This is a genomic window from Bacillus sp. ISL-45 (assembly GCF_018613195.1).
In the GTDB taxonomy this organism is placed as follows: Bacteria; Bacillota; Bacilli; order Bacillales; family Cytobacillaceae; genus Mesobacillus.
This window is the reverse complement of sequence record NZ_JAGGQQ010000003.1, coordinates 181,425-204,734: the sequence shown is the minus strand read 5'-3', so window position 1 is coordinate 204,734 and position 23,310 is coordinate 181,425. Positions and strand designations below refer to the sequence as shown.

Annotated in this window: 24 protein-coding genes; 19 read left to right on the top strand and 5 right to left on the bottom strand. The window is 45.2% G+C overall.

Going from position 1 to position 23,310, the window contains the following annotated elements; translation table 11 throughout:
- Positions 1–537: 537 nt before the first annotated feature.
- Positions 538–1,824 carry a M48 family metallopeptidase gene (locus J7E35_RS02755; RefSeq protein WP_214776702.1) on the top strand — a complete coding sequence of 429 codons (1,287 nt, stop codon included), beginning with the start codon at positions 538–540 and terminating at the stop codon, positions 1,822–1,824.
- Between the two features lie 125 nt (positions 1,825–1,949).
- On the opposite strand, the gene J7E35_RS02750 is transcribed toward J7E35_RS02755, so the two are convergent.
- Positions 1,950–2,144 carry an IDEAL domain-containing protein gene (locus tag J7E35_RS02750; RefSeq protein WP_251040715.1) on the bottom strand — a complete coding sequence of 65 codons (195 nt, stop codon included), beginning with the start codon at positions 2,142–2,144 and terminating at the stop codon, positions 1,950–1,952.
- Positions 2,145–2,376: 232 nt separating this feature from the next.
- Here J7E35_RS02750 and J7E35_RS02745 point away from each other — a divergent pair, with 232 nt between their 5' ends.
- Positions 2,377–2,955, top strand: coding sequence for a competence protein ComK (locus J7E35_RS02745; protein WP_214776698.1), 579 nt, complete (start codon positions 2,377–2,379; stop codon positions 2,953–2,955).
- Positions 2,956–3,201: 246 nt separating this feature from the next.
- On the opposite strand, the gene J7E35_RS02740 is transcribed toward J7E35_RS02745, so the two are convergent.
- Positions 3,202–3,390 carry a hypothetical protein gene (locus tag J7E35_RS02740; protein ID WP_214776696.1) on the bottom strand — a complete coding sequence of 63 codons (189 nt, stop codon included), beginning with the start codon at positions 3,388–3,390 and terminating at the stop codon, positions 3,202–3,204.
- Entirely contained in the window at positions 3,374–3,805 is a 432-nt protein-coding gene (locus tag J7E35_RS02735) for a YhjD family protein (protein WP_214776694.1), read from the bottom strand. The genes J7E35_RS02740 and J7E35_RS02735 overlap by 17 nt, the downstream gene beginning before the upstream one ends.
- Positions 3,806–4,051: 246 nt before the next feature.
- Between J7E35_RS02735 and J7E35_RS02730 the strand changes: the two genes are divergently transcribed.
- The 6 genes from J7E35_RS02730 (at position 4,052) to J7E35_RS02705 (ending at position 12,334) form a co-directional block, all read left to right on the top strand.
- On the top strand, positions 4,052–6,034 hold the full coding sequence (locus tag J7E35_RS02730; protein ID WP_214776692.1) for a S9 family peptidase: 1,983 nt from the start codon (positions 4,052–4,054) through the stop codon (positions 6,032–6,034).
- Positions 6,035–6,395: 361 nt separating this feature from the next.
- Positions 6,396–7,226 (top strand): LCP family protein, encoded by an 831-nt coding sequence (locus J7E35_RS02725; protein WP_353050328.1) that lies wholly within the window; start codon positions 6,396–6,398, stop codon positions 7,224–7,226.
- Positions 7,227–7,361: 135 nt separating this feature from the next.
- Entirely contained in the window at positions 7,362–7,976 is a 615-nt protein-coding gene (locus J7E35_RS02720; RefSeq protein WP_214776688.1) for a TVP38/TMEM64 family protein, read from the top strand.
- Positions 7,977–8,012: 36 nt separating this feature from the next.
- Positions 8,013–8,567 (top strand): signal peptidase I, encoded by a 555-nt coding sequence (gene lepB, locus J7E35_RS02715; protein ID WP_214776687.1) that lies wholly within the window; start codon positions 8,013–8,015, stop codon positions 8,565–8,567.
- A 103-nt stretch (positions 8,568–8,670) separates the two neighbouring features.
- Positions 8,671–11,913 (top strand): ATP-binding protein, encoded by a 3,243-nt coding sequence (locus J7E35_RS02710; protein WP_214776685.1) that lies wholly within the window; start codon positions 8,671–8,673, stop codon positions 11,911–11,913.
- A gap of 19 nt (positions 11,914–11,932) precedes the next feature.
- Positions 11,933–12,334 (top strand): VOC family protein, encoded by a 402-nt coding sequence (locus J7E35_RS02705; protein ID WP_214776683.1) that lies wholly within the window; start codon positions 11,933–11,935, stop codon positions 12,332–12,334.
- A gap of 29 nt (positions 12,335–12,363) precedes the next feature.
- Here J7E35_RS02705 and J7E35_RS02700 read toward each other — a convergent pair whose 3' ends face one another.
- Positions 12,364–12,681 carry a hypothetical protein gene (locus tag J7E35_RS02700; protein ID WP_214776681.1) on the bottom strand — a complete coding sequence of 106 codons (318 nt, stop codon included), beginning with the start codon at positions 12,679–12,681 and terminating at the stop codon, positions 12,364–12,366.
- Between the two features lie 392 nt (positions 12,682–13,073).
- Between J7E35_RS02700 and J7E35_RS02695 the strand changes: the two genes are divergently transcribed.
- From J7E35_RS02695 to fabG, 9 genes are all read left to right on the top strand, one after another.
- Positions 13,074–14,282 (top strand): substrate-binding domain-containing protein, encoded by a 1,209-nt coding sequence (locus J7E35_RS02695; protein ID WP_483297647.1) that lies wholly within the window; start codon positions 13,074–13,076, stop codon positions 14,280–14,282.
- A gap of 101 nt (positions 14,283–14,383) precedes the next feature.
- On the top strand, positions 14,384–15,157 hold the full coding sequence (locus J7E35_RS02690; protein WP_214776750.1) for an ABC transporter ATP-binding protein: 774 nt from the start codon (positions 14,384–14,386) through the stop codon (positions 15,155–15,157).
- Positions 15,135–15,842, top strand: coding sequence for an ABC transporter ATP-binding protein (locus J7E35_RS02685; protein ID WP_214776677.1), 708 nt, complete (start codon positions 15,135–15,137; stop codon positions 15,840–15,842). Before J7E35_RS02690 ends, J7E35_RS02685 begins: the two co-directional genes overlap by 23 nt.
- 17 nt (positions 15,843–15,859) lie before the next feature.
- A complete protein-coding gene (locus tag J7E35_RS02680; RefSeq protein ID WP_214776675.1) occupies positions 15,860–16,720 on the top strand; it encodes a branched-chain amino acid ABC transporter permease in 861 nt (286 codons plus the stop codon).
- A 7-nt stretch (positions 16,721–16,727) separates the two neighbouring features.
- Positions 16,728–17,738, top strand: a complete 1,011-nt coding sequence (locus tag J7E35_RS02675) for a branched-chain amino acid ABC transporter permease (protein WP_214776673.1) — start codon at positions 16,728–16,730, stop codon at positions 17,736–17,738.
- Positions 17,738–17,917 carry a hypothetical protein gene (locus tag J7E35_RS02670; RefSeq protein WP_214776671.1) on the top strand — a complete coding sequence of 60 codons (180 nt, stop codon included), beginning with the start codon at positions 17,738–17,740 and terminating at the stop codon, positions 17,915–17,917. The genes J7E35_RS02675 and J7E35_RS02670 overlap by 1 nt, the downstream gene beginning before the upstream one ends.
- 24 nt (positions 17,918–17,941) lie before the next feature.
- On the top strand, positions 17,942–18,958 hold the full coding sequence (locus J7E35_RS02665; RefSeq protein ID WP_214776669.1) for a 3-oxoacyl-ACP synthase: 1,017 nt from the start codon (positions 17,942–17,944) through the stop codon (positions 18,956–18,958).
- Positions 18,958–19,860: an intracellular short-chain-length polyhydroxyalkanoate depolymerase gene (phaZ, locus tag J7E35_RS02660; RefSeq protein ID WP_214776666.1), complete on the top strand. Its 903-nt coding sequence runs from the start codon at positions 18,958–18,960 to the stop codon at positions 19,858–19,860. Before J7E35_RS02665 ends, phaZ begins: the two co-directional genes overlap by 1 nt.
- Before the next feature lie 12 nt (positions 19,861–19,872).
- Positions 19,873–20,613, top strand: coding sequence for a 3-oxoacyl-ACP reductase FabG (gene fabG / locus J7E35_RS02655; protein WP_214776664.1), 741 nt, complete (start codon positions 19,873–19,875; stop codon positions 20,611–20,613).
- Positions 20,614–21,022: 409 nt separating this feature from the next.
- Here the strand turns inward: fabG and J7E35_RS02650 are convergent, their stop codons facing one another.
- Complete coding sequence (locus tag J7E35_RS02650) at positions 21,023–21,193, bottom strand: hypothetical protein (RefSeq protein WP_214776662.1); 171 nt, start codon at positions 21,191–21,193, stop codon at positions 21,023–21,025.
- Positions 21,194–21,254: 61 nt separating this feature from the next.
- On the opposite strand from J7E35_RS02650, the gene J7E35_RS02645 reads away from it, so the two are divergent.
- Entirely contained in the window at positions 21,255–21,590 is a 336-nt protein-coding gene (locus J7E35_RS02645; RefSeq protein ID WP_214776660.1) for a hydrolase, read from the top strand.
- A gap of 108 nt (positions 21,591–21,698) precedes the next feature.
- The gene (locus J7E35_RS02640; protein ID WP_214776658.1) at positions 21,699–23,216 is read left to right on the top strand and encodes a class I adenylate-forming enzyme family protein; all 1,518 of its coding nucleotides are present in this window, start codon (positions 21,699–21,701) and stop codon (positions 23,214–23,216) included.
- The last annotated feature ends 94 nt before the right edge of the window (positions 23,217–23,310 follow it).

The following is a 23,310-nucleotide window of genomic DNA, read 5'->3' as shown; positions in this document are numbered from 1 at the left end:
GGAGTCGTCTTCTCCGAGATTATCGTCACATAAAAAGACTTAATGTGCGGATAAAGGAGTCGTCCCCGAGATTATCGTCACATAAAAAGACTTAATGTGCGGATAAAGGAGTCGCCCCCGAGAGTATCGTCACATAAAAAGACTTAATGTGCGGATAAAGGAGTCGCTCCCTAGAGTATCGTCACATAAAAAGACTTAATGTGCGGATAAAGCAGTCTTCTCCGAGAGTATCGTCACATAAAAAGACTTAATGTGCGGATAAAGCAGTCTTCTCCGAGAGTATCGTCACATAAAAAGACTTAATGTGCGGATAAAGGAGTCGCCACAGAGATCATCGTCACATAAAGTAATGTTCATATAAAGCAGTTGTCTCTCAAATTATCGTCACATTAAATACGACCCTAAAACACATGAATCATATATTCCAGTTCAAGTAGACATGATGAGCATTTCCCCTGCCCACAATAACTTGTTCTATTTTTAGGACAAAGGATTAAAATAGTTATAGATATGGTTGTACGTAAAGGGGGAGAAGCTATGGCGAGAAAGATGGGTTTTTACGGTGTGGTCGCCTATGTGCTCTATGGTTTCGCAGTGTACTGGTATTTATTTTACTTTGCAGATACGAATCTACCATTTGAGTTCGAAGGTTCGAGGGCTGACCCGGCAACATTCTTGAATGGACGAGAATTAATGCTGAGTGAGGAATACTCAAAAATCAGGAATTTATTGTTCTTTCTGTCCACACCCTTCGAGTGGCTGTTTTACTTTTTGATTCTCCTGCTGGGGCTTTCAAAAGCTTTCAAGAAATGGGGAGAAGAGACGGCGAAGAATAGGTATGGCCAGACAGCGATCTATTTAATATGGCTTTCGTTCTTTGCTTATATCGCGACCTTCCCTTTAAGTTATATCAGTTATACGCTGTCTAAGACCTATAATATATCGACGCAAACATTCGCCTCCTGGATGAAGGATGAACTTATCGATTTCTGGGTCAATTATGCGATGATGTTTGTGATTGTGATTGTCCTGTACTGGCTGATGAACAAGTTCAAAAGGTACTGGTGGCTGTTTGCATGGATGCTTTCCGTTCCGTTCACCTTGTTCATCATGTTCCTGCAGCCTGTTGTGATCGACCCGCTGTACAATGATTTTTCCCCGCTGAAAAATAAAGAGCTGGAGACAAAAATCCTTGATATTGCGGAGCAGGCTAATATTCCAGCTGATCATGTATTCGAAGTGGATATGGCTGAAAAGACAAATGCACTGAATGCGTATGTGACAGGAATTGGATCTAATTCAAGGATTGTTCTCTGGGATACGACATTAAACAGGCTGAACGATGACCAAATTTTGTTCATCATGGCACATGAAATGGCTCATTATGTGGAGAAGCATTTATATATCGGGATTGCCGGATACCTGGTACTCTCTTTGTTCGGCCTGTACTTTGTTTCAAGACTGATGAACTGGGCGATCAAGCGTTGGGGAAAGGAATTCAAGCTAGAGCATCCCGGGGACTTGAGATCATTTCCGCTGTTTCTGATGTTCCTCTCGATGATCATGTTTGCTGCAAGCCCGGTTTCCAATCTTGTCTCCCGTTATCAGGAAACAAGAGCTGACCGGTATGCGATCGAAATGACGGACAACACAGATCCAGCGATTTCTGCCTTCCAGGAACTGACGAAGGCGGGGCTCAGCCAGGTAAATCCTCCATGGCTGGTGAAAATCTTCCGTTACGGACATCCGACAATGCTGGAACGGATTTCCCGACTCGAGGATTATGAAGTGGAAAAGAGGAATGAGCAGGAAGATGAAAATTAACCAAGAAAGCCCTCGAATAAAGAGGGCTTTCTTTTTTGGTGGGCTCAGCCTGATTAAAATTCAACAAAGCAATCAGCCTTATTCCGAAATAATAAAATATCCCCTATATAGGGGATATCACTCATCTAAGTGCCGAATTGTTTGTTGAGATCCTTCAATTCTTCCGTCAATGTTAAAAACATGATTTTGTCTCTTTCATCGATTGCTTTATCAATTTTCGACATCAATTTTTCTTTTCTGGTGTTCAGCTGAATTTCGGAAATAAGCATGTCAACATACAGGTCCAGAACAAAAGATTCCTTGGCTTTAATGCGTTTCATCACACTGGCCTTCATGGTTTCAGAATACGATTTTTCTTTCACTGACCTCACCTCTTAGACCTTTTTTATATTATATGGATTATGTAATAGATAATCAACTAAATTTTTATAATTTTTAGAAAATTTATATCAGGACCCCAATTGTGGCTAAAAATAAAACTTTTTCTATACATAAAGAAAATTTAAACACTTATGGTAAAATAGGGTATAAGGTATTTTAGGAGGTGAAGGAATGACAGGTAATATAAAGAACTTAGTAGAAGAGTACGAAATAAATCCTTTTACCATGATAATTATTCCTGAAGAATACGGCAGCAGGATTTACTCCAGGGTGATCGAGCTGGAGGAGGAGTATTTATCCCCGTTCAGACCAATAGATATCGTTAAGAAAAGCTGCAAATATTTTGGAAGCAGTTACGATGGCAGAAAAGAGGGAACAAAACAGCTTACCGGGATCACCCACAAAACCCCCATCATCATCGACCCTATAAGCTCCATTTATTTCATGCCTACAAGCTCACCTACAAAACCGGATTGCATATGGGTTTCACATGAGCATGTTTTATTCCATAAGAAGGTGGATGCCCACAGTACACAGGTTACCTTCAGGAATAAGAAATCCATGATTCTCCCGGTATCCCATCATTCATTTGAAAACCAGCTGCTGCGGACATCCCTGCTGCGCACCAAATTCATGCAGAGAATGAAAGAAACCGAACGTAAAGCGCTATATCTTCTTCATGGGCCAAAGTTTAGTGAATCGCAAGGATATCCTCATGCCAGCCTCGTCAGTGAGGTATATAAAGACTGAATAAAAGAATCCGGTTTTTCAGCCGGATTCTTTTTCAATTGTAATCTAAGTATTTTTGTAGTGGATAAGGTTTAGTTTTCTTAATCCAGCTCCAGCGCCTAGCCAGTTTTCATCCTTGAATGAACTTCCTCGATTATCTTGCGATAAGCGTTAGCTTTGAGCAGCTCGAGACGCATGTCTAGCTGCGGCTCCTAACTCCTCGAGTCGCTTCGGTCCTGTCAATGAAGTCAAAGAACGACTTCACTGTCAGGCCTTCCAGCGCTTGTCGGAGTTGGGCAGTCGCCTCCGCTTTTCGAATTGTCTAGTGTCGCCGCCTAGAAAATCCGAAACTTCAACTCCGCCGGCAGGGTCGGAGTCTCCAGTTTCTCCGTTTCTGGACAGTCGGCTATACTTTTCTATTTCGGTCCTGGCAATGAAGTCAAAGAACGACTTCACTGTCAGGCCCTCCACCGCTTGTCGGGGCTGAACGAGGCGCTTGCGCTTTTTGTTCTAGTTTAAATCGCTTGAAAAGGTAGTGGACCATCAGCTCCTGGACTTTGTTGCGTATTCGGGGATTGAAATAGTTATGCTGTTCTTCGTATCCTTTGTAGATGAAGAGGAACATGGTGAAGGCGTCATCCCGCTTTACTTCTTCAACCTTAAGGTTATTCTTTTTGAGGTAGCTTTTTACGACGAAGAGTTCTTTCTGGACTGCTTTCATTGTTTCTTCAATTAGTTCCAAATAAGGCTTCTTTAATTTGAATGGACTATTTTCAACGACAGAAAGATCCCGGTTGAGCACGACCAATACCATCGGCAAATAGATAGCCTGCTCCATAATATCACGGTCTTTCTCAGGAATCCTTGTCATTTTACTCTGTCCCTTCTGTATGAATTAGAACATTTGTTCGTAATCATCGTACTGGATTTTGAAGAGTATTTCAAGAGGGTAAAAAAATTTACCCATCACTATCATCTTCTCCAAAACAAAAGGAAACTTGCAGAGTTGGGGAAGTGAGACACTTAAGGACCTTTTTTCGAAAATAAAGCAGGAGATTTATTTCTGTTATCGAAATAATAAAGAGAATAATTTAACTTTGGAAGGATGGCTGCCGAGATGGAAAAGAGATTTATTAAAGCAGAGGATTTATTTGAATTAAAGTCCCTTACTGATCCTCAGTTTTCACCTGAGGGAAAGAAGTGTGTGTTTGTACAGACAGAGATGCTGGAGAGTAAAAATGATTATGCCTCTAATTTATACATAATTGATATTGAAGAAGGCGGAGAGCCAAAGCAATGGACTTACGGTGAATATCGCAACCATTCCCCGAGGTGGTCACCGGATGGAACGAAGCTGGCTTTTGTATCTAACCGCAGCGGCAAGAATCAGATATTCGTTCTTGATTCTGCAGGCGGGGAGGCGAAGCAGGCAACAGATTTCAGGAATGGTGCCAATGGACCAGTCTGGTCTCCGGATGGCGATCGAATCGCCTGTTCCGTATCCCTGAAGCCTGACGAGGATTTGCTTGAAAAAGCAGAAGAAAAGAAGGACGACAAGAAGCTGGAACCGTTCGTAGCTGAGGAAATGAAATACAAATCAGATGCAGCTGGTTTCTGGGACGGAAAATACAAGCAGACAGTCATCGTCAATCTTGCAGATGGCAAGGCGGAGCTTGTGGCAACGGGTGAAGTGGACTATCATCTGCAATGCTGGTCTCCTGATGGCAAAAGCCTTGTATTGTCGGCAGATGAGTCACCTGAACGCGATTTCTCTTTCAAAAGTGATTTATGGCTGATGGACATTGAGACAGGTAATAAAACGAAACTGACAAATGGCAAGGGCTACTTCGGGAATGCTTCCTTTTCTCCTGATGGAAAATATCTTGGCTATACGGGGCATGAAAGAGCGTTTGAAAATGCAACACTAACCCAGCTGTGGGTTCAGGATCTCGAGACTGGTAACATCCAATGCGTCACAGAAAACATGGATATCCTTGTGGGGGACGCTGTTGCCGCAGACTTCCACCAGGGAGCGCACAGCCCGGGGTTGATCTGGGGCGAAGATGGCAAGAGCTTTTATTTCCTTGCTAGCGACCAGGGAAACACTGTTTTGTATTTTGCGAACCTTGATGGCGAAGTGTATCCGGCACTTCTTGACCAGCAGCATGTTTATGGGTACACTCTTGACCGCAGAAACCAGAGAATCATTGCAGCCATCAGCAATCCGGTGCTGCCGGGAGAATTGTTCCAGCTTGAAGTGACCACTGGTGAGATGACAAAGCTTACGTCCGTAAATGAAAAGGTCCTGCAGAAGGTCACTTTATCGAAACCAGAGCAAATTACTTTCGAAGCCAGTGATGGCACCACGCTGCACGGCTGGATCATGAGGCCGGCTGGGTGTGAAGAAGGAAAGAAATATCCGCTGATTCTTGAGGTCCACGGGGGACCGCACGCTATGTATGCGAACTCATACTTCAATGAATTCCAGGTCCTGGCGGCTGAAGGCTACGGAATCCTCTATATCAATCCACGCGGCAGCCATGGCTACGGGCAGCAATTCGTCAATGCTGTGCGCGGGGATTATGGCGGCGGAGACTACCAGGATGTGATGGATGCTGTTGATTATGCGCTGAAAAATTACGATTTCATTGACAACGATCGATTGGGAGTGACAGGCGGGAGTTATGGCGGGTTCATGACAAACTGGATTGTCGGACATACGGACAGATTCAAGGCAGCCGTAACTCAGCGTTCGATTTCAAACTGGATCAGCTTTTATGGCGTCAGTGACATCGGCTACTATTTTACAGAGTGGCAGATTCAAGCTGATCTCAGCGATTTGGAGACATTGTGGAAGCATTCACCTATCGCCTATGTGGATAAAATCAATACACCATTATTGATTCTTCACAGTGAAAAGGACTATCGCTGTCCAATTGAACAGGCAGAGCAGCTTTTCATCGCCTTGAAAAGACAAGGGAAGGCAACGAAGTTCATCCGCTTCCCTGAATCTAACCATGAGCTTTCCAGAAGCGGAAAGCCTAATCTGCGCCTGAGCAGGCTGGCAGCTATTGTTGATTGGTTTAACAGCTATCTGTAAAATCAATAGAATCGAACATTTACCCGCGGCAACTATTCCTGCCGCGGGTTAACTTTTGAAAAATTCTCCAGAGAAGTTTAATGTTATAGGTAAAGAAGGAAAATAGTAATAAAATATTTCGTCCGGCTGTTGCTGCCTAATCAGTGTTTCTAATCAAACCAAAACGGTCATGAATCAAAACACTGAGTAAGCAACAAGTTAACAAAAGGGACTTAATAAAGAAGAATATCTATAAATCGGAAGGGTTTTTCAAATGAGATCTGATAGGCACCAACACAAGAAAAGAAAAAAGAGAGTCAGATGGTCGGGCATTTTTCTGCTTTTATTCATCCTGGTCGGAGCCACGGCGCTATATTCTTATATGCAGTACCGATCTGGTGTGAATGATTCAGAAAAGGCAGCGGAAGAAAACAAACAGGAGTATCATTTCAATGGTGAGAGCGACCGCAATGGCCTGACGAATATCCTGCTGATTGGGAGTGACGCAAGAGGGAATGAAACTTCGCGTGCAGATACAATCATGATCGCCAGCTATAATCCAGATACAGAATCTTACAAATTGACCTCAATCATGAGGGATACGTATGTGGAGATCCCAGGGCACGGAAAAAATAAAATCAACTCAGCTTTTGCGCTTGGCGGGCCGGAATTATTACGGCAGACAATAAAGGAGAACTTTGATGTCAGCCTTCAATATTATTCAATCGTCGATTTTGAGGGCTTTGTCCGTCTGGTTGATGAAGCATTCCCCGAAGGTGTTGAAGTCAATGTTGAAAAGAGAATGTCTGAGGGAATTGGTGTCACACTGGAACCAGGTGTACAAAGACTGGATGGTAAGCATCTGCTTGGATATGTCCGGTTCCGCCAGGATGCAGTCGGTGATTTTGGCCGTGTTGAACGCCAGCAAAATGTCATAAAGGAAGTAGGCAAGCAGTTCGCCAGCATCCAGACATTGCCGAAACTCCCTAAATTGGTGGGAGTCCTGACTCCGTTTGTCAATACCAATATGGATACAGGCGATATCATATTTATGGGAAAAGGATTGATCTCCAAGGATAATCGGAATATCGAAACAATGAGGATACCGGTTGAAGGATCGTTCGAGAACCAGAGGGTGAGCGGTGCAGGCGCAGTACTGGTGATCAATTTTGAAGAGAACAGAACTGCGCTTCAGGAGTTTTTAACTAAATAGTTGCCTTACTAAAATTCCCCGAGCAAGAATTAGAGGTGTACAATTATTTATAAGAGGTAAATAGGATAAGGTAATCAGGACTCTGTTGAAACTTCAGGATTCTGATTACCGAGTTGTTAGGACAAGGAGATTTCAATGGATGTTGAATTGATGAAAGAATGGTTTACAATTGAAAACATTATGGATTTGCTCAATCAATATCGCTCATTTGGGCCGATTCCGGGAATCCTTCTGCCAATGCTTGAGGCGTTTTTACCTTTCCTGCCATTGTTCTTATTTGTCATGGCGAATGCGAACGCGTTTGGGCTGTGGCTTGGGTTTCTTTTTTCCTGGACTGGAGCAGTTCTCGGAGCTTTGCTCGTATTCTTGATTTTTCGTAGGTACGGCCAGGGACGAATACTTAGGTTCTTGCAGCGCCATCCTAAAGTCCAAAAGGGGATGAATTGGATAGAACGCCACGGTTTTGGTCCGATTTTCCTGATGCTGTGCTTCCCTTTTACTCCATCTGCCCTCGTCAATATTGTTGCAGGGCTTTCGAAAATCAGCATGGCTCAGTATATGCTTGCAGTAATAACTGGGAAAATGGTGATGATATTTACGATCAGTTTCGTAGGATATGATATTCGTTCATTGATCACCAATCCTGCACGGACTGCCATCGTTCTGGCTGTCATCGCCATTCTTTGGTATATTGGCAAAAGAATTGAAGTAAAGATGAATATGAGTGTTGGAAAAGACGATAATGACTGATAGCAGGAACAGGATAACAGGTGGTGAAGGTAGTCGATGATACAAATCATGAAAAGGGAAGGGCTTGAGTGGATCAAGGCTTTTGCTCTCGGCATGATCATATTTGTCTTTATCAGGATTTTCTTTTTTTCCAATTATGTAGTTGAAGGGGAATCCATGCTTCCGACTCTGGAGGACGGGAATAAAGTCGTTGTTAATAAGCTGGGATATGAGACTGAAGATCTTGAAAGGTTTGACGTGATCGTATTCCATGCGAATGAGGAAGAGGATTTTGTAAAGCGGGTCATCGGCCTGCCGGGAGAAAAAGTAGAATATCGCGAGGACATGTTGTTCATCGATGGCAAAAAAGTGAATGAACCTTTTTTGAAGCAGTACCGCGAACAATCCCCAGGAGGCTACTTGACGGGCGATTTTACCATTGAGGACTTGACCGGGGTTGAAAGAGTGCCTGAAGGAAAGTTGTTTGTCCTCGGCGATAACCGACTTGGTAGCTGGGACAGCAGGCAGTTTGGCTTCATTTCGGAGGATCAGGTCGTTGGCAAGGTTAATCTTAGATATTGGCCGCTTGAGGAAATGGATGTATCGTTCTGACAATACATATAGAGAAGTGGAAAGACTCGTCAATTTTCGAGTCTTTTTTTATTTCGTCCATGTTAGACTGAAAACATTATCATGAAAACAGGGCGGAGATTATATGCAGGGAACATTGCCATTGATCAAAACAAAATTGATTGTTCCTGGCTTACAGGAACAATGGATAAGACGGGCAAAATTATCGAGAAAAATGAAAGCGATTTCCGAGAAACCGCTGACCATCATCCAGGCTGGCGCCGGTTATGGCAAGAGCACGGCTTTGGCATTGCATGTCAAAGATCAACAACAGTCATGCTGCTGGTATACAATCACTTCTTCAGATGATGATATTCTTCCGTTTCTTTCCTATTTGACAGCCTCGATTCAAACCTTGTTCCCGGAGTTTGGCCATGAGTTAATATCATATATGAAAAAAATGGACCGTTATATAAGGGAAGAGGAACTAGGCATGCTCTCTTCGCTTTTCATCAATGAGATCCTTCAGATACCCGAACAGATCATTGTCATCCTTGATGACTACCACGCGATTGAACATTCTTACCATATCAATGTCTGGATGGAAAAACTGCTGGAGCATATGCCGGGCCATCTTCATCTTGTGATTTCGACCAGGACAAAGCCGGGCTGGAAAGTACTTGCTAAGTTTAGGGCTAAAAATGAATTGAATGAGATTTCGAAGGCGGATTTGATTTTCGGCAAAGAAGAAATTGAGCTGCTCCTTTCTGATTATTATCAGATGGCTATTAGTGACGAACAGATTGACCAGCTGTATCACATTACAGAAGGCTGGGTCATCGCGATTGGAATGATCGCTCAGCAGCTGCCGCATCTTCATAGCCTTGAAGAGCTACTGGCAGAGCCTGCAAAGTCGCTTGAAGATCTTTTTCAATACCTGGTATATGAAGTGTTTTCGAAACAGCCCCCAATGATCCAGCAGTTTCTTGAACAGACAAGCATCTTCGAAGAAATAAGCGGCGATGTATGTGACCACATCCTCGGTATGAACGGTTCCATCCAGATGCTGCAGCAGCTGACTGCGAAAAACCTGTTTATTCAAGAGATTGGCGGCAGCCAGTTCAGGTATCACGCCCTTTTCCGGGAATTCCTTGAGAACAGGCTGATCACAAGCCAGCCTGAACAATATAGAGTTTTAATGATGAACAGTGCCTATTATTTTGAAAAAAAAGGACAGTGGGAAGAGGCATTATACTGCTATGAGAAAGTTGGCCAATATCAGGCAGCTGCGGCGATTATGGATGAACAGGGGATGGAGCTTCTCGAAATGGGCAAGCTCGAAAATCTGCAGGAGCGGCTGGCAAGAATCCCGCTGGAAGATAAAAGCCGCTATTGGTCACTTTTATTTCTTGAAGGCGAAGTGTACCGTTACCGCTCATTGTACAAGCAAGCGGAAGCATGTTATGAACAGGCGATCCAGACAGCTGAAAGAATGGGAAATGCGGAATGGAAAAGCAAAGCGCTTGAAGGCAAAGCGAAAATTTATCTTGATACAATCCAGCCGCTTAAGGCTGAACGCATTTTAGCTCAGGCTATTGAGCTTCGGGAAGCGGCGATGCTTGATGCTGCTGCAGAGGAAACGGGAAGGCTCTATCGCCTTCTTGCTGAAAACCTGATCAATTCCGGACAGGCTTTGAAGGCAGAAAAATGGATAGAACGGGCAAGGTCGATGGGAGTGCATATTGAGGATGGAAACCTGGAAGCCCGGCTAACTTTAAGGACCGGCCGATTTGAAGAAACGAGAAGGATTTTAAGTGATGCTAAAGCAATTGGCCATCTGGATGAAAAGCAGCATTTGCCTCAATCACATAGGGAAACAGATTTGCTGCTGGCGTTGATTGAAGCTTTTACAGGCAATGGCATGCAGGCAAAAACCTTGTCTCAATCAGGGATACAATATGGGATTGATATCCAGGCTCCATTTGTGGAGGCTTGCGGATGGATCAGGATGGGGCATGCAGTCCAGCTGATTGAACAATATGATTTGGCTTTGGCAGAAAAATGCTATGAAACGGCACTTGATATCATGGGACGTCTGAGCATCGAAAGAGGGAAGGCCGAACCGCTGATGGGCCTGTGCATCCTCTATGGATCAAGGCGTGAATATGAAAGGGCAGCTGAGGCTGGAAGAAAGGCGCTGCTCGAAACAGAACAGGTGAAGGATGTTTGGTTATCAGCCCTCATTACCTTATGCATGGCCATTGCGTCCATCTACAACGATAGGCACAAAGAGGCATTCGAGAACCTTCGCAAAGCAGAGGGACTGATCAGTCAGTGCGGCGATGAATATGGCAGGATGCTGCTTGCGTTTTGGAATTCCTATTATTATTTTTTGTTGAATGAAGATGAGGAATTCAAATCAGCATTTTCAAGCTTCTTAAAATTGATGAAGACAGGAGGATATGAATTCTTCCTGAAAAAGCGGACGACATTTGGGCCGCGGGACTTGCAAGTTTTCGCACCGATGCTCATTCAAGCGGTAAAGCATTCCATAATGCCTGGATATGCAGAGAAGCTGCTGGAGGATTTGAAAATTCCGCGCTTGAGTGCCCATCCTGGCTACACATTAAGAGTCCAAACGCTTGGTCAATTCAGGCTCTGGCTTGGAGACAGGGAAGTGGAGGACAGGGATTGGCAGAGGGGAAAAGCGAAAGAGCTTTTCCAGCTATTCTTGACGAAGAGGAGCCAGTTCCTGATGAAGGAGGACATTTTCCAGATTCTATGGCCAGTCCATGAGGAAAAAAGTGCAGACAGGGATTTTAAGGTCGCTCTGAATGCCTTGAATAATGTACTGGAGCCTGCCCGCAAGGCGAGATCCACCCCTTTTTTCATTATCAGGGAGGGAACAGGGTACGGAATTAACCCTCAGGCAGCGATTGAACTGGATTCGCGAATTTTTGAAGAATGGGCAGAGGCCGGCCTTGAAGAGAAGAATACCGAAAAATCTATGGAGGAACTTGAACGCGCCCTGAATTTATATAACGGGGATTATCTTCCTGAAAGAAGGTATGAGGATTGGTGCCTCAATGAGCGGGAACGGCTTCTTGTATACTTTTTGCGCAGTGCGGAAAAGCTCGCCCAGTTGAACGTAAGGCGGGAAAACTATGATTCTGCCATTCATTGGTGCCAAAAAATCCTCCATAGGGATAGAACATGGGAGGAAGCATACCGGTTGCTGATGTTTTGCTTTTATCGGAAGAACAATCGCCCGCAGGCAATGCGATGGTATAAAAAATGCAGCGAAGTACTGGAGGAGGAACTGGGAGTCACTCCGCTGGAACCAACAAAGCATATGTATGAGATGATCATTGAAGGACATAATCAATAGACTTACAGGAGGATATGGAATGGAGCACAAAAGACAGATTCACAGTTCATTAAAAGTTTTATTGGTATCGGATCTGGAAAAAGCGCGGAAGTTCTACTCTGATGTATTAGGCTGTGAGGTAACGGGCTGGTGGGCCATCCGTGATGGATTTTCAGGACTGGCAATAAAAATGCTGCAAGCAAGCGTTCCGAAAGATGTGAGGCCTAATCCGCCGGCAGCAGGTGAAAAGCATGGATTCGACCTTTACTGCTATGTAGAAGACTGGAATTCGCTTGATGAGTTATACCATGAATTCAAGGGAAAAGGAGCGCAAATTGCCATCGAGCCTTGGGTTGATGAAAATAATGGACCCTGGAAGGAGTTTGCCGTCAAAGACCTTGATGGATACTGCATCGCATTCGGCGGAACAGACGGCATTTGACTGAGGGTGATGCATGCTGTTAGTCACGTTTAAGCGACTGTAAGGATGCGATCAAAATAACTTTTCAGGATCAGCCACCTTGCCGGATAGGTTGCAGCAAAATCGGCTATTGCCTCATTTGAATAAATCAGCAGACAATCAATCTGTTTTTTATGCTGCTTTAAATCATAGAGCAGGGCGTGCGGGATTGTATAATGCTGGTTTAATTGATAAGGGTTTAATTTTACAGGCACTACACTTTCTTTATCCATTAAGTCAAGCAGGGCAGCTTGCTGAATTTCAACGCTTTCATCCTGGACGTGCCCATTTATATGAATCTTTTCATTGATCAAATAGATTCCCTTCATAGAAATCCCCTCCATGTTTTAGGCAATTTAGTAAAGTTATTGCCATAAAAATAGGAGGGGATACTATTTAATTTGGAAGTCTAGAAATAGAAGTTCATTTTTTAGCGGTGTCGGTACTTATAAATCAATCCTGCAATGATATTAGCCGGAATGAACAACGAAATACGGCATTCATGAACTTGTCCCCCTTTTATTTATTTCACTATTAATTTCATAACTACTTCTTCTGCTTTTTGCCACCAACAATGCCTTCCATGACATACCCAATTTGCTGTAACTCATTTGTAACTTCCATTTTTTAAGATGATGTCAAAGCTTGTGGGCTTTGGAATCACCATTTTAAAGGGGGAAAGGAAATGAAAGCTGGTCAGCGGAATTTTGTTTTATCTTTTATGCTCATTTTGGTCCTGTTGTTTACAAGTGCCTGCAGTGGATCGGGAACAGAGAAGTCAGGCGGTACAGAAGGTACGGAAGGAAAAGGTGAACCGAAGAACACGGAACCGATCAAGATTGGTGTGCTGGCTTCGCAAACAGGCGGACTTGAAGCTTATGGGAAGCAGACACTTCGCGGGTTCGAGTTGGGGCTTGAATATGCAACAGACGGAACGAATGAAGTAGCGGGGCGTAAAATCGAATTCATTGTTGAAGATACCGAAACCAAACCTGAAGTAGCAGTCCAGAAAGCGACGAAGCTGCTTGAGGAAGATGAAGTAGACTTCCTGGTCGGTTCATCAAGCTCAGGTGACACGCTGGCAGTCCTGCCATTGGCTGAGGAATACGAAAAAATCATGATTGTCGAGCCGGCAGTAGCAGACAGCATCACAGGCTCTGAATTCAATGAATATATTTTCCGAACGGCGCGCAACTCTTCGCAGGATGCTGTTGCGGGTGCCGCTGCCATTGCGAAGGATGGCGTAAAAATCGCGACTCTTGCTCCGGACTATTCCTTTGGCCGCGATGGCGTCGCTGCGTTCAGAGAAGCAGCAGAAAAACTTGGCGCAGAAGTTATTCATGAGGAATATGCAGATCCTGCTGCTACAGATTTCACTTCCAACATCCAGAAAATCATCGACCAGAAGCCGGATTACTTGTTCGTTGTCTGGGCTGGCGCAAATTCACCATGGAACCAGATTGCAGACATGAAGGTCCAGGAAAAAGGCATTAAAATCTCCACTGGTGCTCCAGATATCGCCGCACTTGCAACAATGGAGCCGCTTGTCGGCATGGAAGGCTTCACTGTCTATTATCATGACCTTCCGCAGAATGACATCAATAAATGGCTTGTTGATGAACATAAAAAGCGCTTTAACGGCGAGCTTCCAGATTTATTTACGCCAGGAGGCATGACAGCTGCGATGGCGATTGTCGAAGCCTTGAAGAAAACAGAAGGGGACACCGATTCCCAAAAATTGATCGAGACGATGGAAGGAATGAGCTTTGATACTCCTAAGGGCCAAATGACCTTCCGGGAAGAAGACCATCAGGCACTCCAGGCATTATACGCTATCAAATTGGAGAAAAAAGATGGAGTGGACTATCCAGTCCCTGTCCTGATCCGCGAGCTCTCTCCAGAAGAAACAGCTCCACCGATCCGCAATTAACTAACAGATCCATAATGAACTTCGGTAACCCAGCCGAAGTTCATTATGCTTTTACAGAATCGGTGCGCAGACGTAATTTTATCAAGGGTGGTGAAAAGGAAATGACGGCAATTATTGAGACGAAAGACCTTAGCATTACATTTGGCGGCCATACAGCTGTAGATTCTGTCAGTATTTCAGTTCCGCACAATCATTTTAAATCGATCATCGGTCCGAACGGTGCCGGAAAAACGACCTTCTTTAACCTGTTGAGCGGGCAGCTCATGCCAACAGAGGGAAAGGTCATCTATAAAGGCAGTGACATCACAAAGCTGTCTCCGACAAAAAGGACGAGGGCGGGAATCGGACGGTCCTTCCAGATCACCAATGTATTCCCGAACCTGACGGTGATGGAAAATGTCCGTCTTGCCGTGCAGTCACATGAGGGAGTCCGTTATCAGATGCTGAGGCATTTCCGTTCTTTTAAAAAGTTCGAGGAGCAGGCAGAAGAGTGGCTGCAGCTTGTCTTGCTTGATGGCAAGAAGGATGCGCTTGCGAGGAATCTTGCACACGGAGAGAAAAGGAAGCTGGAAATCGCGATGCTGCTTGCTCTGAATACCGAGGTGCTGCTGCTCGATGAACCGACAGCAGGCATGTCGCTGGAAGAGGTCCCGGCAATCCTGGAGGTAATCAGGAAAATCAAACAACGCGGCGACCGGACGATCGTTTTGATTGAACACAAAATGGATATGATCATGGATCTTTCGGATTCTATCATGGTATTGTTCAACGGTGCTTTGCTTGCCGATGGGACACCGGAGGAAATTATGAAAAATGAAACAGTACAGTCTGCATATTTGGGAGGTTTGCATAGTGAACACGCTGCTGAAGCTTGACCAGGTCGAGACATTCATCGGCCAGTATCACATCCTTCAAGGTATCTCATTTGTAGTGCCGAAAGGGGAGGTTACCGTACTGCTGGGAAGGAATGGCGCCGGAAAAACCACGACACTGCGAACAATCATGGGATTGAACCCGGCAGCTAAAGGATCGGTTCAATTTAAAGGAGAAGAAATCAAGAGCCTGCCAACTTTTACGATTGCAAATAAGGGAATTGGATATGTGCCTGAAGACCAGGGGATTTTTGCCGGCCTTACCGTCGAAGAGAATATCAAAGTGGCGGTAAAAAAAGAAAATGATGAAACCCGGCAGCGGCTGGATTGGATTCTTGAGCTATTTCCTGATTTGAAAAAATTCTGGAAGAAACCAGGCGGCCTATTGAGCGGCGGCCAAAAGCAAATGCTTTCTATCGCAAGGGCATATGTCAATGACAATGAACTGCTCTTGATCGATGAACCGAGCAAAGGCCTTGCACCGATCGTCGTCGAAAAGGTAATGGAATCCATCCAGCAAATGAAGGATAAAACAACGATCATACTTGTTGAACAAAACTTCATGATGGCCAGCACGATTGGCGACAGATTTTACATTATCGATGATGGCAGGACGGTTTCAAACGGCTCGATGAACCTCCTCCGTGAGGACGAAGAAATGAGACGGAAGTACCTGGGCATTGCATAGGAAAGGAGGAAGCAAGAGTGGATGTTTTGATTAACTTAAGCCTTAACGGTCTAGCCACGGGAATGCTGATTTTCCTTCTGGCAGCCGGCCTTACTTTGATTTTCGGCCTGATGGATGTACTTAATTTCGCCCATGGCGGCTTGTTTGCCTGGGGAGCATACAGCGGCATTTGGATTTATAGCTCGACTGGAAGCTTTTTTGCCGGGATCATCGGGGCCATCCTTACAGGCATGATTCTCGGAATTGTAACCGAGCGCTGGATCATCAAGCCTGTTTATGGCAACCATGTGCAGCAAATATTGATTACGCTTGGTTTGATGCTTGTCTTATCAGAGATGTTAAAAGTGGTGTGGGGACCTAATCAGATTTCAGCAGCAACCCCTGATTACCTTTCAGGCAGCTGGGAGTTTGGCGGGATTATCATCATCAAATACCGTGTATTCATCATTGCTGTAGGATTTGCGGTATTTCTTGCTGTACAATACTTGCTTAAAAAGACAAAGATCGGTCTGGTTGTCCGCGCGGGGGTTATGAATAAGGAAATGGTCCAATCACTCGGAGTAAACATCCAGAGAGTATTCATGTTCGTATTCATGATCGGTGCCGGAATGGCTGCTCTTGGCGGGATGCTTCTAGGGCCATATTCTGGGGTGATTTATGCGGATATGGGCATGGAGTTTGCGATCCTGGCATTCATCGTTGTGGTCATTGGCGGAATGGGCAGCTTTACAGGCTCGGTAATGGCCGCAATTCTGGTTGGATTGTCAGGTTCATTCATGGCCTATTATGTGCCAGATCTGGCGCTGGCAGCTAACATGCTTCTGATGGCAGTCGTATTAATCTTCAGGCCGCAGGGCTTATTCGGGGCAAAGGGGTGAGAAAAAGATGACAAGAATGTTGTCAAATCGCATGAACATCTTATATTTGCTTGTCGCCGGGTTCCTGGCAGTACTTCCGTTTGTCTACGATTCTAAAAGCATGCTGATCCTTCTCTCCCAGGTGTTCATTTTTGCCGTGCTGGCGATGAGCTATGACATCCTGCTCGGATACACCGGCATTGTCTCGTTCGGTCATGCGATGTTCTTCGGAATCGGGGCTTATACAGTTGGTGTCTTCATGAAAAGGTTTGAACCCGAAACAAGCTACTTTCTGCTCGCTGTCCTGGTCACGATTTTGCTGACTGCTGTGGTGAGTTATTTCGTCGGGCTGCTGACACTGCGGCTGAAAAGCCATTTTTACGCGATGCTGACGATGGCGTTCGCCGGATTATTTTTAGTGCTCGCTGAAAAATGGCGGACTGTCACATATGGGAATGATGGCTTCACGTTCAGGGTGCCAGATTTCCTTAAGGACCGGACGGACTTTTACCTGATTTGCCTTGGTTCAATGGTCATTGTCTTCATTTTATTAAAAAGATTCACCAACTCACCGCTTGGAAGAGTCCTTCAGGCGATCAGGGAAAATGAGCAGCGGACAGAATCGCTTGGATACAGTGTTCTGCAATATAAAATCATTGCCAGTGTCGTATCAGGAGTCATCGCTGGTATTGCCGGGATTTTATACGCTGTTTCCTTAAGGTTCGTAAACACCAGTGTTTTTACGATAGACATTACACTCGATGCCTTGCTGATGACGATCATTGGCGGAGTCGGGACGCTGGTCGGGGCAATCATCGGCGCGGGAATCATCGAGTTTTCCCATCACTGGCTTACAGAGCTTGCGAAGGTTCACTGGATATTCGAAAGATGGATCATCTTTTTCGGCATTATTTATATCCTTGCTGTCATGTTTTTCCCTCAGGGGATTGTCGGTTCCTTGCAGAAACTGAAATTCAGAAAGAAAAAGAAAACTGCGGTTCCAGTGGAATCAGAGACTATAAGCCAGGGAGATTCGTGATGGAAACAAAGCAAGTCACTTCATTCGTACTCCGCTTTCAGCTCACGGACATCGAAATGGACAGCGGCAGAAAATACTGGAGGGTCAAGGTAACCCATGTCCAAGAAGAAAAAGAAGCCATGTTTGATTCCCTGGAGTCGGCAATGACATTTATTAAGGAAATTGTTGGTGAATCATAGACCGGTTTTTAAAGGGGGATGAAGATGCAAATCGGCATTGTCAGTACGGGAATTTACCTTCCTGAAAATTATGTGACAGGGGCGGAAATTGCCCGGTTGGCAGGAATTCCTGTACAAGTTGTTGAAGAAAAAATGGGAATCAGGAAAAAGCCGGTGCCAGGCCCGGAAGATCATACGTGTGAGATGGGAATCAAGGCTGCGAAAAGGGCATTGGAAAAAGCCGACCTGGATCCGCTGGACATCGACCTTGTTATCTATATTGGCGAGGAATACAAAGAATATCCATTATGGACAGCAGGGATCAAGCTGCAGGAGGAAGTCGGTGCAAGGAATGCCTGGGCCTTCGATACCGCGTTAAGATGCGGAACGACTGTGATGGCCCTGAAACTGGCGAAAGGGATGATGCTCTCTGATCCGGGAATCAATACCGTTCTCCTCGCGGGAGGCTATCGCAATGGTGATTTCATAGATTACCAGAATCCAAGGACGCGGTTCATGTATAATCTCGGGGCCGGCGGCGGTGCGATTATATTGCAAAAGGGGCATGTGAAGAACGTACTGCTGGAAACAGAAATGATCACGGATGGGTCTTTTTCCGAAGATGTCGTCGTCGTTGCCGGCGGAACAAAAAATCCGATTTCTGCGGAGGCTCTTGAGCAAGGACTGTACCAGCTCGATGTTCTTGATCCGAAGGGAATGAAGGAGCGGCTCGAGCAAAAATCGATGGCCAACTTTTTAAAAGTCATCCGGCGGTCCGTGGGGAAAAGCGGTTTTTTCGAAAAGGACATCGCCTACATCGGGATGCTTCACATGAAGCGGTCGGCGCATGATTTTGTATTGGGGGAGCTGGGCCTAACGGAAGAAAACTCCATCTACCTCGAAGACTATGGGCACATCGGACAGATTGATCAAATCCTGTCGCTCGAACTGGCAGATAAGGCTGGGAAATTGAAGGATGGGGATGTTGTCGTTCTCGTCAGTGCCGGAATCGGCTATGCCTGGGGGGCAACAACTATTGTTTGGGGAAAGGGTGTGCTGTAATGGAAAAAACGGCAGTAGAGTTGAAGAAGGTTAATTTGCGTAATGGGGAAACAATCGCGTATAGGGAAAGGGATGGAGGAACGAAAAATGTTTTGTTAATCCATGGGAACATGACATCATCCAAACACTGGGACTTGTTGATTGACGCAATGGACCCTGAATATAAAATTTTCGCGCTTGACCTTCGCGGATTCGGTGGGTCCAGCTATTACAAGCCCATCATGTCGATCAAAGATTTTTCTGATGATGTAAAAATGTTTGTCGATGAAATTGGGTTGAAGGATTTTGCTCTTGTCGGATGGTCGACGGGAGGAGCGGTAGGAATGCAGTTCGCCGCAGATTACCCCGGTTATTGCGAGAAACTTGTACTGCTCGCCTCAGCATCGACGAGAGGATATCCGTTCTTCGGGACGAGTGAAGAAGGCCTGCCGGATATTAACAACCGGCTGGTTACTTATGATGATGTTAAGGCGGATGCTGGTAAAACAATTCCCGTCCAGACAGCCTATGACCAGCAAAATAAAGGATTTTTAAAAGCAATGTGGAATATGTTGATTTATACTGATCGTCAGCCAGAAGAACGGCATTATGACGAATATGTTGATGATATGCTGACACAGCGAAATCTCGCTGAAGTCTACCATTCTCTTAATACTTTTAATATCAGTGCTTTAAATAATGGGCTGAAGGATGGAACAGACCAGGTAAAGGATATCCAGATTCCTGTGCTTGTGCTCCGAGGTGACCGGGATCTAGTTGTAACTAAAGGGATGGCAGATGAAATTATCGAGGATTTTGCAGGCCGTGCAAGGTTTGCGGAACTGCAGGATTGCGGCCACTCGCCATTAGTGGATGACCTGAATCAGCTGCTGAAGCATATTGAAGGATTTTTAGCAGAGTAGGAAGGTGTTATTATGAGATTGAAAGATAAAGTAGCGATTATTACTGGGGCAGCGAACGGGATCGGTCTTGCTGCAGCAAGAACTTTTGCCCGTGAAGGCGCCAGGGTTGCCATGGCGGACTTTGATGAAGCAACAGGAAAGAAGCGTGAAGCTGAGCTGTCTGCTGAGGGCTATGACGTCGCTTTTTTTCAGGTGAACGTCGCTGACAGGTCCAGTGTCGACTCGCTGGTCCAAAATGTTCTAGGCCATTTTGGCAAAATTGATATTTTAATAAATAATGCAGGAATCACCAGGGATGGGATGCTGCACAAGCTCGCTGCAGAGGACTTCCAGAAAGTCGTTGATGTCAACCTGACCGGCGTGTTCAATTGTGCCCAGGCGGTTGTCCCGGCAATGGTGCAGCAAGGATCGGGCAGAATCATCAATACATCTTCCGTTTCCGGCATATACGGCAATGTGGGACAGACAAATTACGCAGCGACCAAAGCCGGAGTCGTCGGGATGACGAAAACATGGGCAAAAGAACTCGGCCGCAAAGGAATCAATGTCAATGCAGTCGCTCCCGGATTCATTGAAACGGGTATGACCGCAGCAGTGCCGGACAAAGTGATTGAACAAATGAAAATGCTCGTCCCGCTTGGCAGGCTCGGTTTGCCAGAGGACATTGCCCACGCCTACTTGTTCCTCGCCTCAGACGAGTCCAAATATGTGAACGGCACCACCCTCCATGTCGATGGCGGGATCATGATGTAAAAACAAAAAGCGTAAGCGCCTCGTTCAGCCCCGACAAGCGCTGGAGGGCTGACCGGTGAAGTCGTTCTTTGACTTCATTGGGCGGACCGAAGCGACTCGAGGGGCTAGGGGCTGGAGCTAGATTACGATAATGAAAAGCGCACTTGCTGCGCTTTTTTATTTTGGGATGGCGTGGTAAAAGGAGAGTAAATATTCCAACCGTAAATAAAACTGCTCCAACCGTAAATAAATCTCTTTCAACCGTAAATAAAACTGCTCCAACCGTAAATAAATCTCTTCCAACCGTAAATAAAACCGCTCCAACCGGGAATACATGCTGCAACCGTTAAAAAAACCATTCCAACCGTCTATAAATACGACCCAACCGTTTAAAAAACTTCGCTAACCGTTGAAAAAATTCATCCAACCGTTAAAATAAATCCTCAAACCGAGAAAAATCCTCCCCACTGGTATTAAAACCGATCCAAATGGATTTTAAATCTCCTCTAACAGAATTAAAACTAACTGTTGCCACTGCGATCGGCCAAAAGGTACCCAAAAATGCATTGCTTAATCCACCCTTCAGTCCGCCGATAACCACTTTAAGGTTAACTCCCCACCAAAAGTGGTAAATGGTATTAAAAAAGGATGAGGTGCTGAACATGGAAGAAACAAAGCAAAAATACTACTTTAATATAGAAAGCGGCGAGGTGCTGGACACGCCGGCTGAGCCGGAGGGCCATTTATTTACATTGATTGCGACAGGTGAAGAAATCAAGGATCTGCGGGAATACCTGGAGATAAACTATAAAGCAGACTGGGCAACATACGGAAATTCCCATCTGCATCCTTTCAAGGACCCGGATCGTGAACATGCGGAATATGACTTTGCGATGAAGGAAATTTACGCGATGGTCTTCAAACTGGGTGATGCCGAAGCAAGGAACCATGTAAAAAGCATGGGGATATTTACAGACGATGAGTTGAGAGGAATATAAACGTTTGACACCATGGCTGATGCTGTGGTGTCTTTTTTCATATGTAACTATCCTGTAACTCCCATCGCCTAAAATGAATCCATCAAGACGAGAGAAGGAGAGATTGCGGTGAGGTGGGAGCTCGACTGGCTTGAATCTAGAGCGGGATTGACACCGGATGCAGCTGCGATTGCCGATGCAGGGACAGATCAGGAATGGTCTTTCAGGGAAGTCAATGATCGGGCTAAAGCAATCGCGGTGTGGCTGGGTGAAAAGGGTGTCCAAAAAGGCGACAGGGTTGCGCTGCTTGCGCCAAACGGAATCAGTTACTTTGATTTGCTGTTTGCCTGCGGAAAGATCGGTGCCATTTTTGTGCCGCTGAACTGGAGGCTATCCCTCGATGAGCTGGCATATATCATAAAAGACTGTGAGCCCAGGCTGCTGGGGTTTCATTCCAATTTTACAAAGGTAGTGACGATGATTTGGGGGCAGGAGGATCGCTGCATCCAAATCAATGGTTCACGATACGCTCAGCTGTTTGACGTAAAAGTTAGCCAAGATGCTGAAAAGGCCACAGTGGAGGAAGAAGATCCTCTGGCGATGATTTATACAGGCGGAACCACTGGGAAGCCCAAAGGAGCGGTTTTGTCACATCGGGCAATCGTCTGGAACAGCCTTTCCACAATCGCCAGCTGGAATCTGACGAACGAAGATACGACGGTAACGTATTTGCCTTTATTCCATACAGGCGGTTTGAACGCTCTTTCAATCCCTATCCTGATGGCAGGAGGTAAAGTCGTACTGGCAAATGAATTTACCCCCGAGAAGGCAATCGAAAATTTAATCAGGTATAAATCGAGTATTGTGCTTTTGGTGCCGACAATGCACCATATGCTTGTAAAATCGCAACAATTCCTTGAAACGGAATTACCGGATATTAAGTTATTTTTATCTGGGGGTGCACCGTGCCCGCTCGAAATCTATGAAGCTTATAAACAAAAGGGCCTCTGCTTCAAGGAGGGCTATGGACTGACAGAGGCTGGCCCAAATAATTTTTACATAGATCCTTCAGAGGCAGATGTAAAAAGGGGCTCGGTAGGCAAACCAATGCTTTTCCATAATATCAGGATTCTGGATGAAGACGGACAAGAGGTTGGAGCAGGTGAGGTCGGTGAACTTGCCATCAAGGGGAACCATGCATTTTCTTACTACTGGAAAAAAGAAAAAGCGACGAATGACACCTTAAAGGATGGCTGGCTCTACACTGGCGACCTGGCGAAGAGAGATAGGGATGGATATTACTATATTGTCGGCAGGAAAAAAGAGATGATCATCACGGGTGGTGAAAATGTGTATCCTCTTGAGATTGAGCACTGGCTCTGTTCCCATCCTTCGATTCGCGAGGCTGCCGTGGTCGGAATGCCGGATGAAAAATGGGGAGAGGTCGTGACTGCATTCATTGTTCTGGAAGAGGGGGCCGTTTTGAGTGAGCAGGAAGCCAAAATGCATTGCAGGCAGAAGCTCGCCGGCTATAAAATACCGAAAGTAATTTATATCATAGGCCAGATGCCGAAGACGCATGTAGGCAAAATAGATAAAAAACGGTTGAAGGAAATGGCAGGTAAAAATCAGAAAACAATCAGCTGAATATTTGATTTAGGAATATATCGGGATTTAAGGATTATGCAGCGATGATTCAGGAATATATCAAGATTTTAAGGAATAAGTGGTCATGATTCAG

Bases quoted from the DNA above. Each gene is read 5' to 3' on its own strand.
- J7E35_RS02755 (WP_214776702.1), top strand. From the start codon at position 538: ATGGCGAGAAAGATGGGTTTTTACGGTGTGGTCGCCTATGTGCTCTAT.
- J7E35_RS02750 (WP_251040715.1), bottom strand. From the start codon at position 2,144: ATGAAACGCATTAAAGCCAAGGAATCTTTTGTTCTGGACCTGTATGTT.
- J7E35_RS02745 (WP_214776698.1), top strand. From the start codon at position 2,377: ATGACAGGTAATATAAAGAACTTAGTAGAAGAGTACGAAATAAATCCT.
- J7E35_RS02735 (WP_214776694.1), bottom strand. From the start codon at position 3,805: ATGACAAGGATTCCTGAGAAAGACCGTGATATTATGGAGCAGGCTATC.
- J7E35_RS02730 (WP_214776692.1), top strand. From the start codon at position 4,052: ATGGAAAAGAGATTTATTAAAGCAGAGGATTTATTTGAATTAAAGTCC.
- J7E35_RS02725 (WP_353050328.1), top strand. From the start codon at position 6,396: ATGCAGTACCGATCTGGTGTGAATGATTCAGAAAAGGCAGCGGAAGAA.
- J7E35_RS02720 (WP_214776688.1), top strand. From the start codon at position 7,362: ATGGATGTTGAATTGATGAAAGAATGGTTTACAATTGAAAACATTATG.
- lepB (WP_214776687.1), top strand. From the start codon at position 8,013: ATGATACAAATCATGAAAAGGGAAGGGCTTGAGTGGATCAAGGCTTTT.
- J7E35_RS02710 (WP_214776685.1), top strand. From the start codon at position 8,671: ATGCAGGGAACATTGCCATTGATCAAAACAAAATTGATTGTTCCTGGC.
- J7E35_RS02705 (WP_214776683.1), top strand. From the start codon at position 11,933: ATGGAGCACAAAAGACAGATTCACAGTTCATTAAAAGTTTTATTGGTA.
- J7E35_RS02700 (WP_214776681.1), bottom strand. From the start codon at position 12,681: ATGAAGGGAATCTATTTGATCAATGAAAAGATTCATATAAATGGGCAC.
- J7E35_RS02695 (WP_483297647.1), top strand. From the start codon at position 13,074: ATGCTCATTTTGGTCCTGTTGTTTACAAGTGCCTGCAGTGGATCGGGA.
- J7E35_RS02690 (WP_214776750.1), top strand. From the start codon at position 14,384: ATGACGGCAATTATTGAGACGAAAGACCTTAGCATTACATTTGGCGGC.
- J7E35_RS02675 (WP_214776673.1), top strand. From the start codon at position 16,728: ATGACAAGAATGTTGTCAAATCGCATGAACATCTTATATTTGCTTGTC.
- J7E35_RS02670 (WP_214776671.1), top strand. From the start codon at position 17,738: ATGGAAACAAAGCAAGTCACTTCATTCGTACTCCGCTTTCAGCTCACG.
- J7E35_RS02665 (WP_214776669.1), top strand. From the start codon at position 17,942: ATGCAAATCGGCATTGTCAGTACGGGAATTTACCTTCCTGAAAATTAT.
- phaZ (WP_214776666.1), top strand. From the start codon at position 18,958: ATGGAAAAAACGGCAGTAGAGTTGAAGAAGGTTAATTTGCGTAATGGG.
- fabG (WP_214776664.1), top strand. From the start codon at position 19,873: ATGAGATTGAAAGATAAAGTAGCGATTATTACTGGGGCAGCGAACGGG.
- J7E35_RS02645 (WP_214776660.1), top strand. From the start codon at position 21,255: ATGGAAGAAACAAAGCAAAAATACTACTTTAATATAGAAAGCGGCGAG.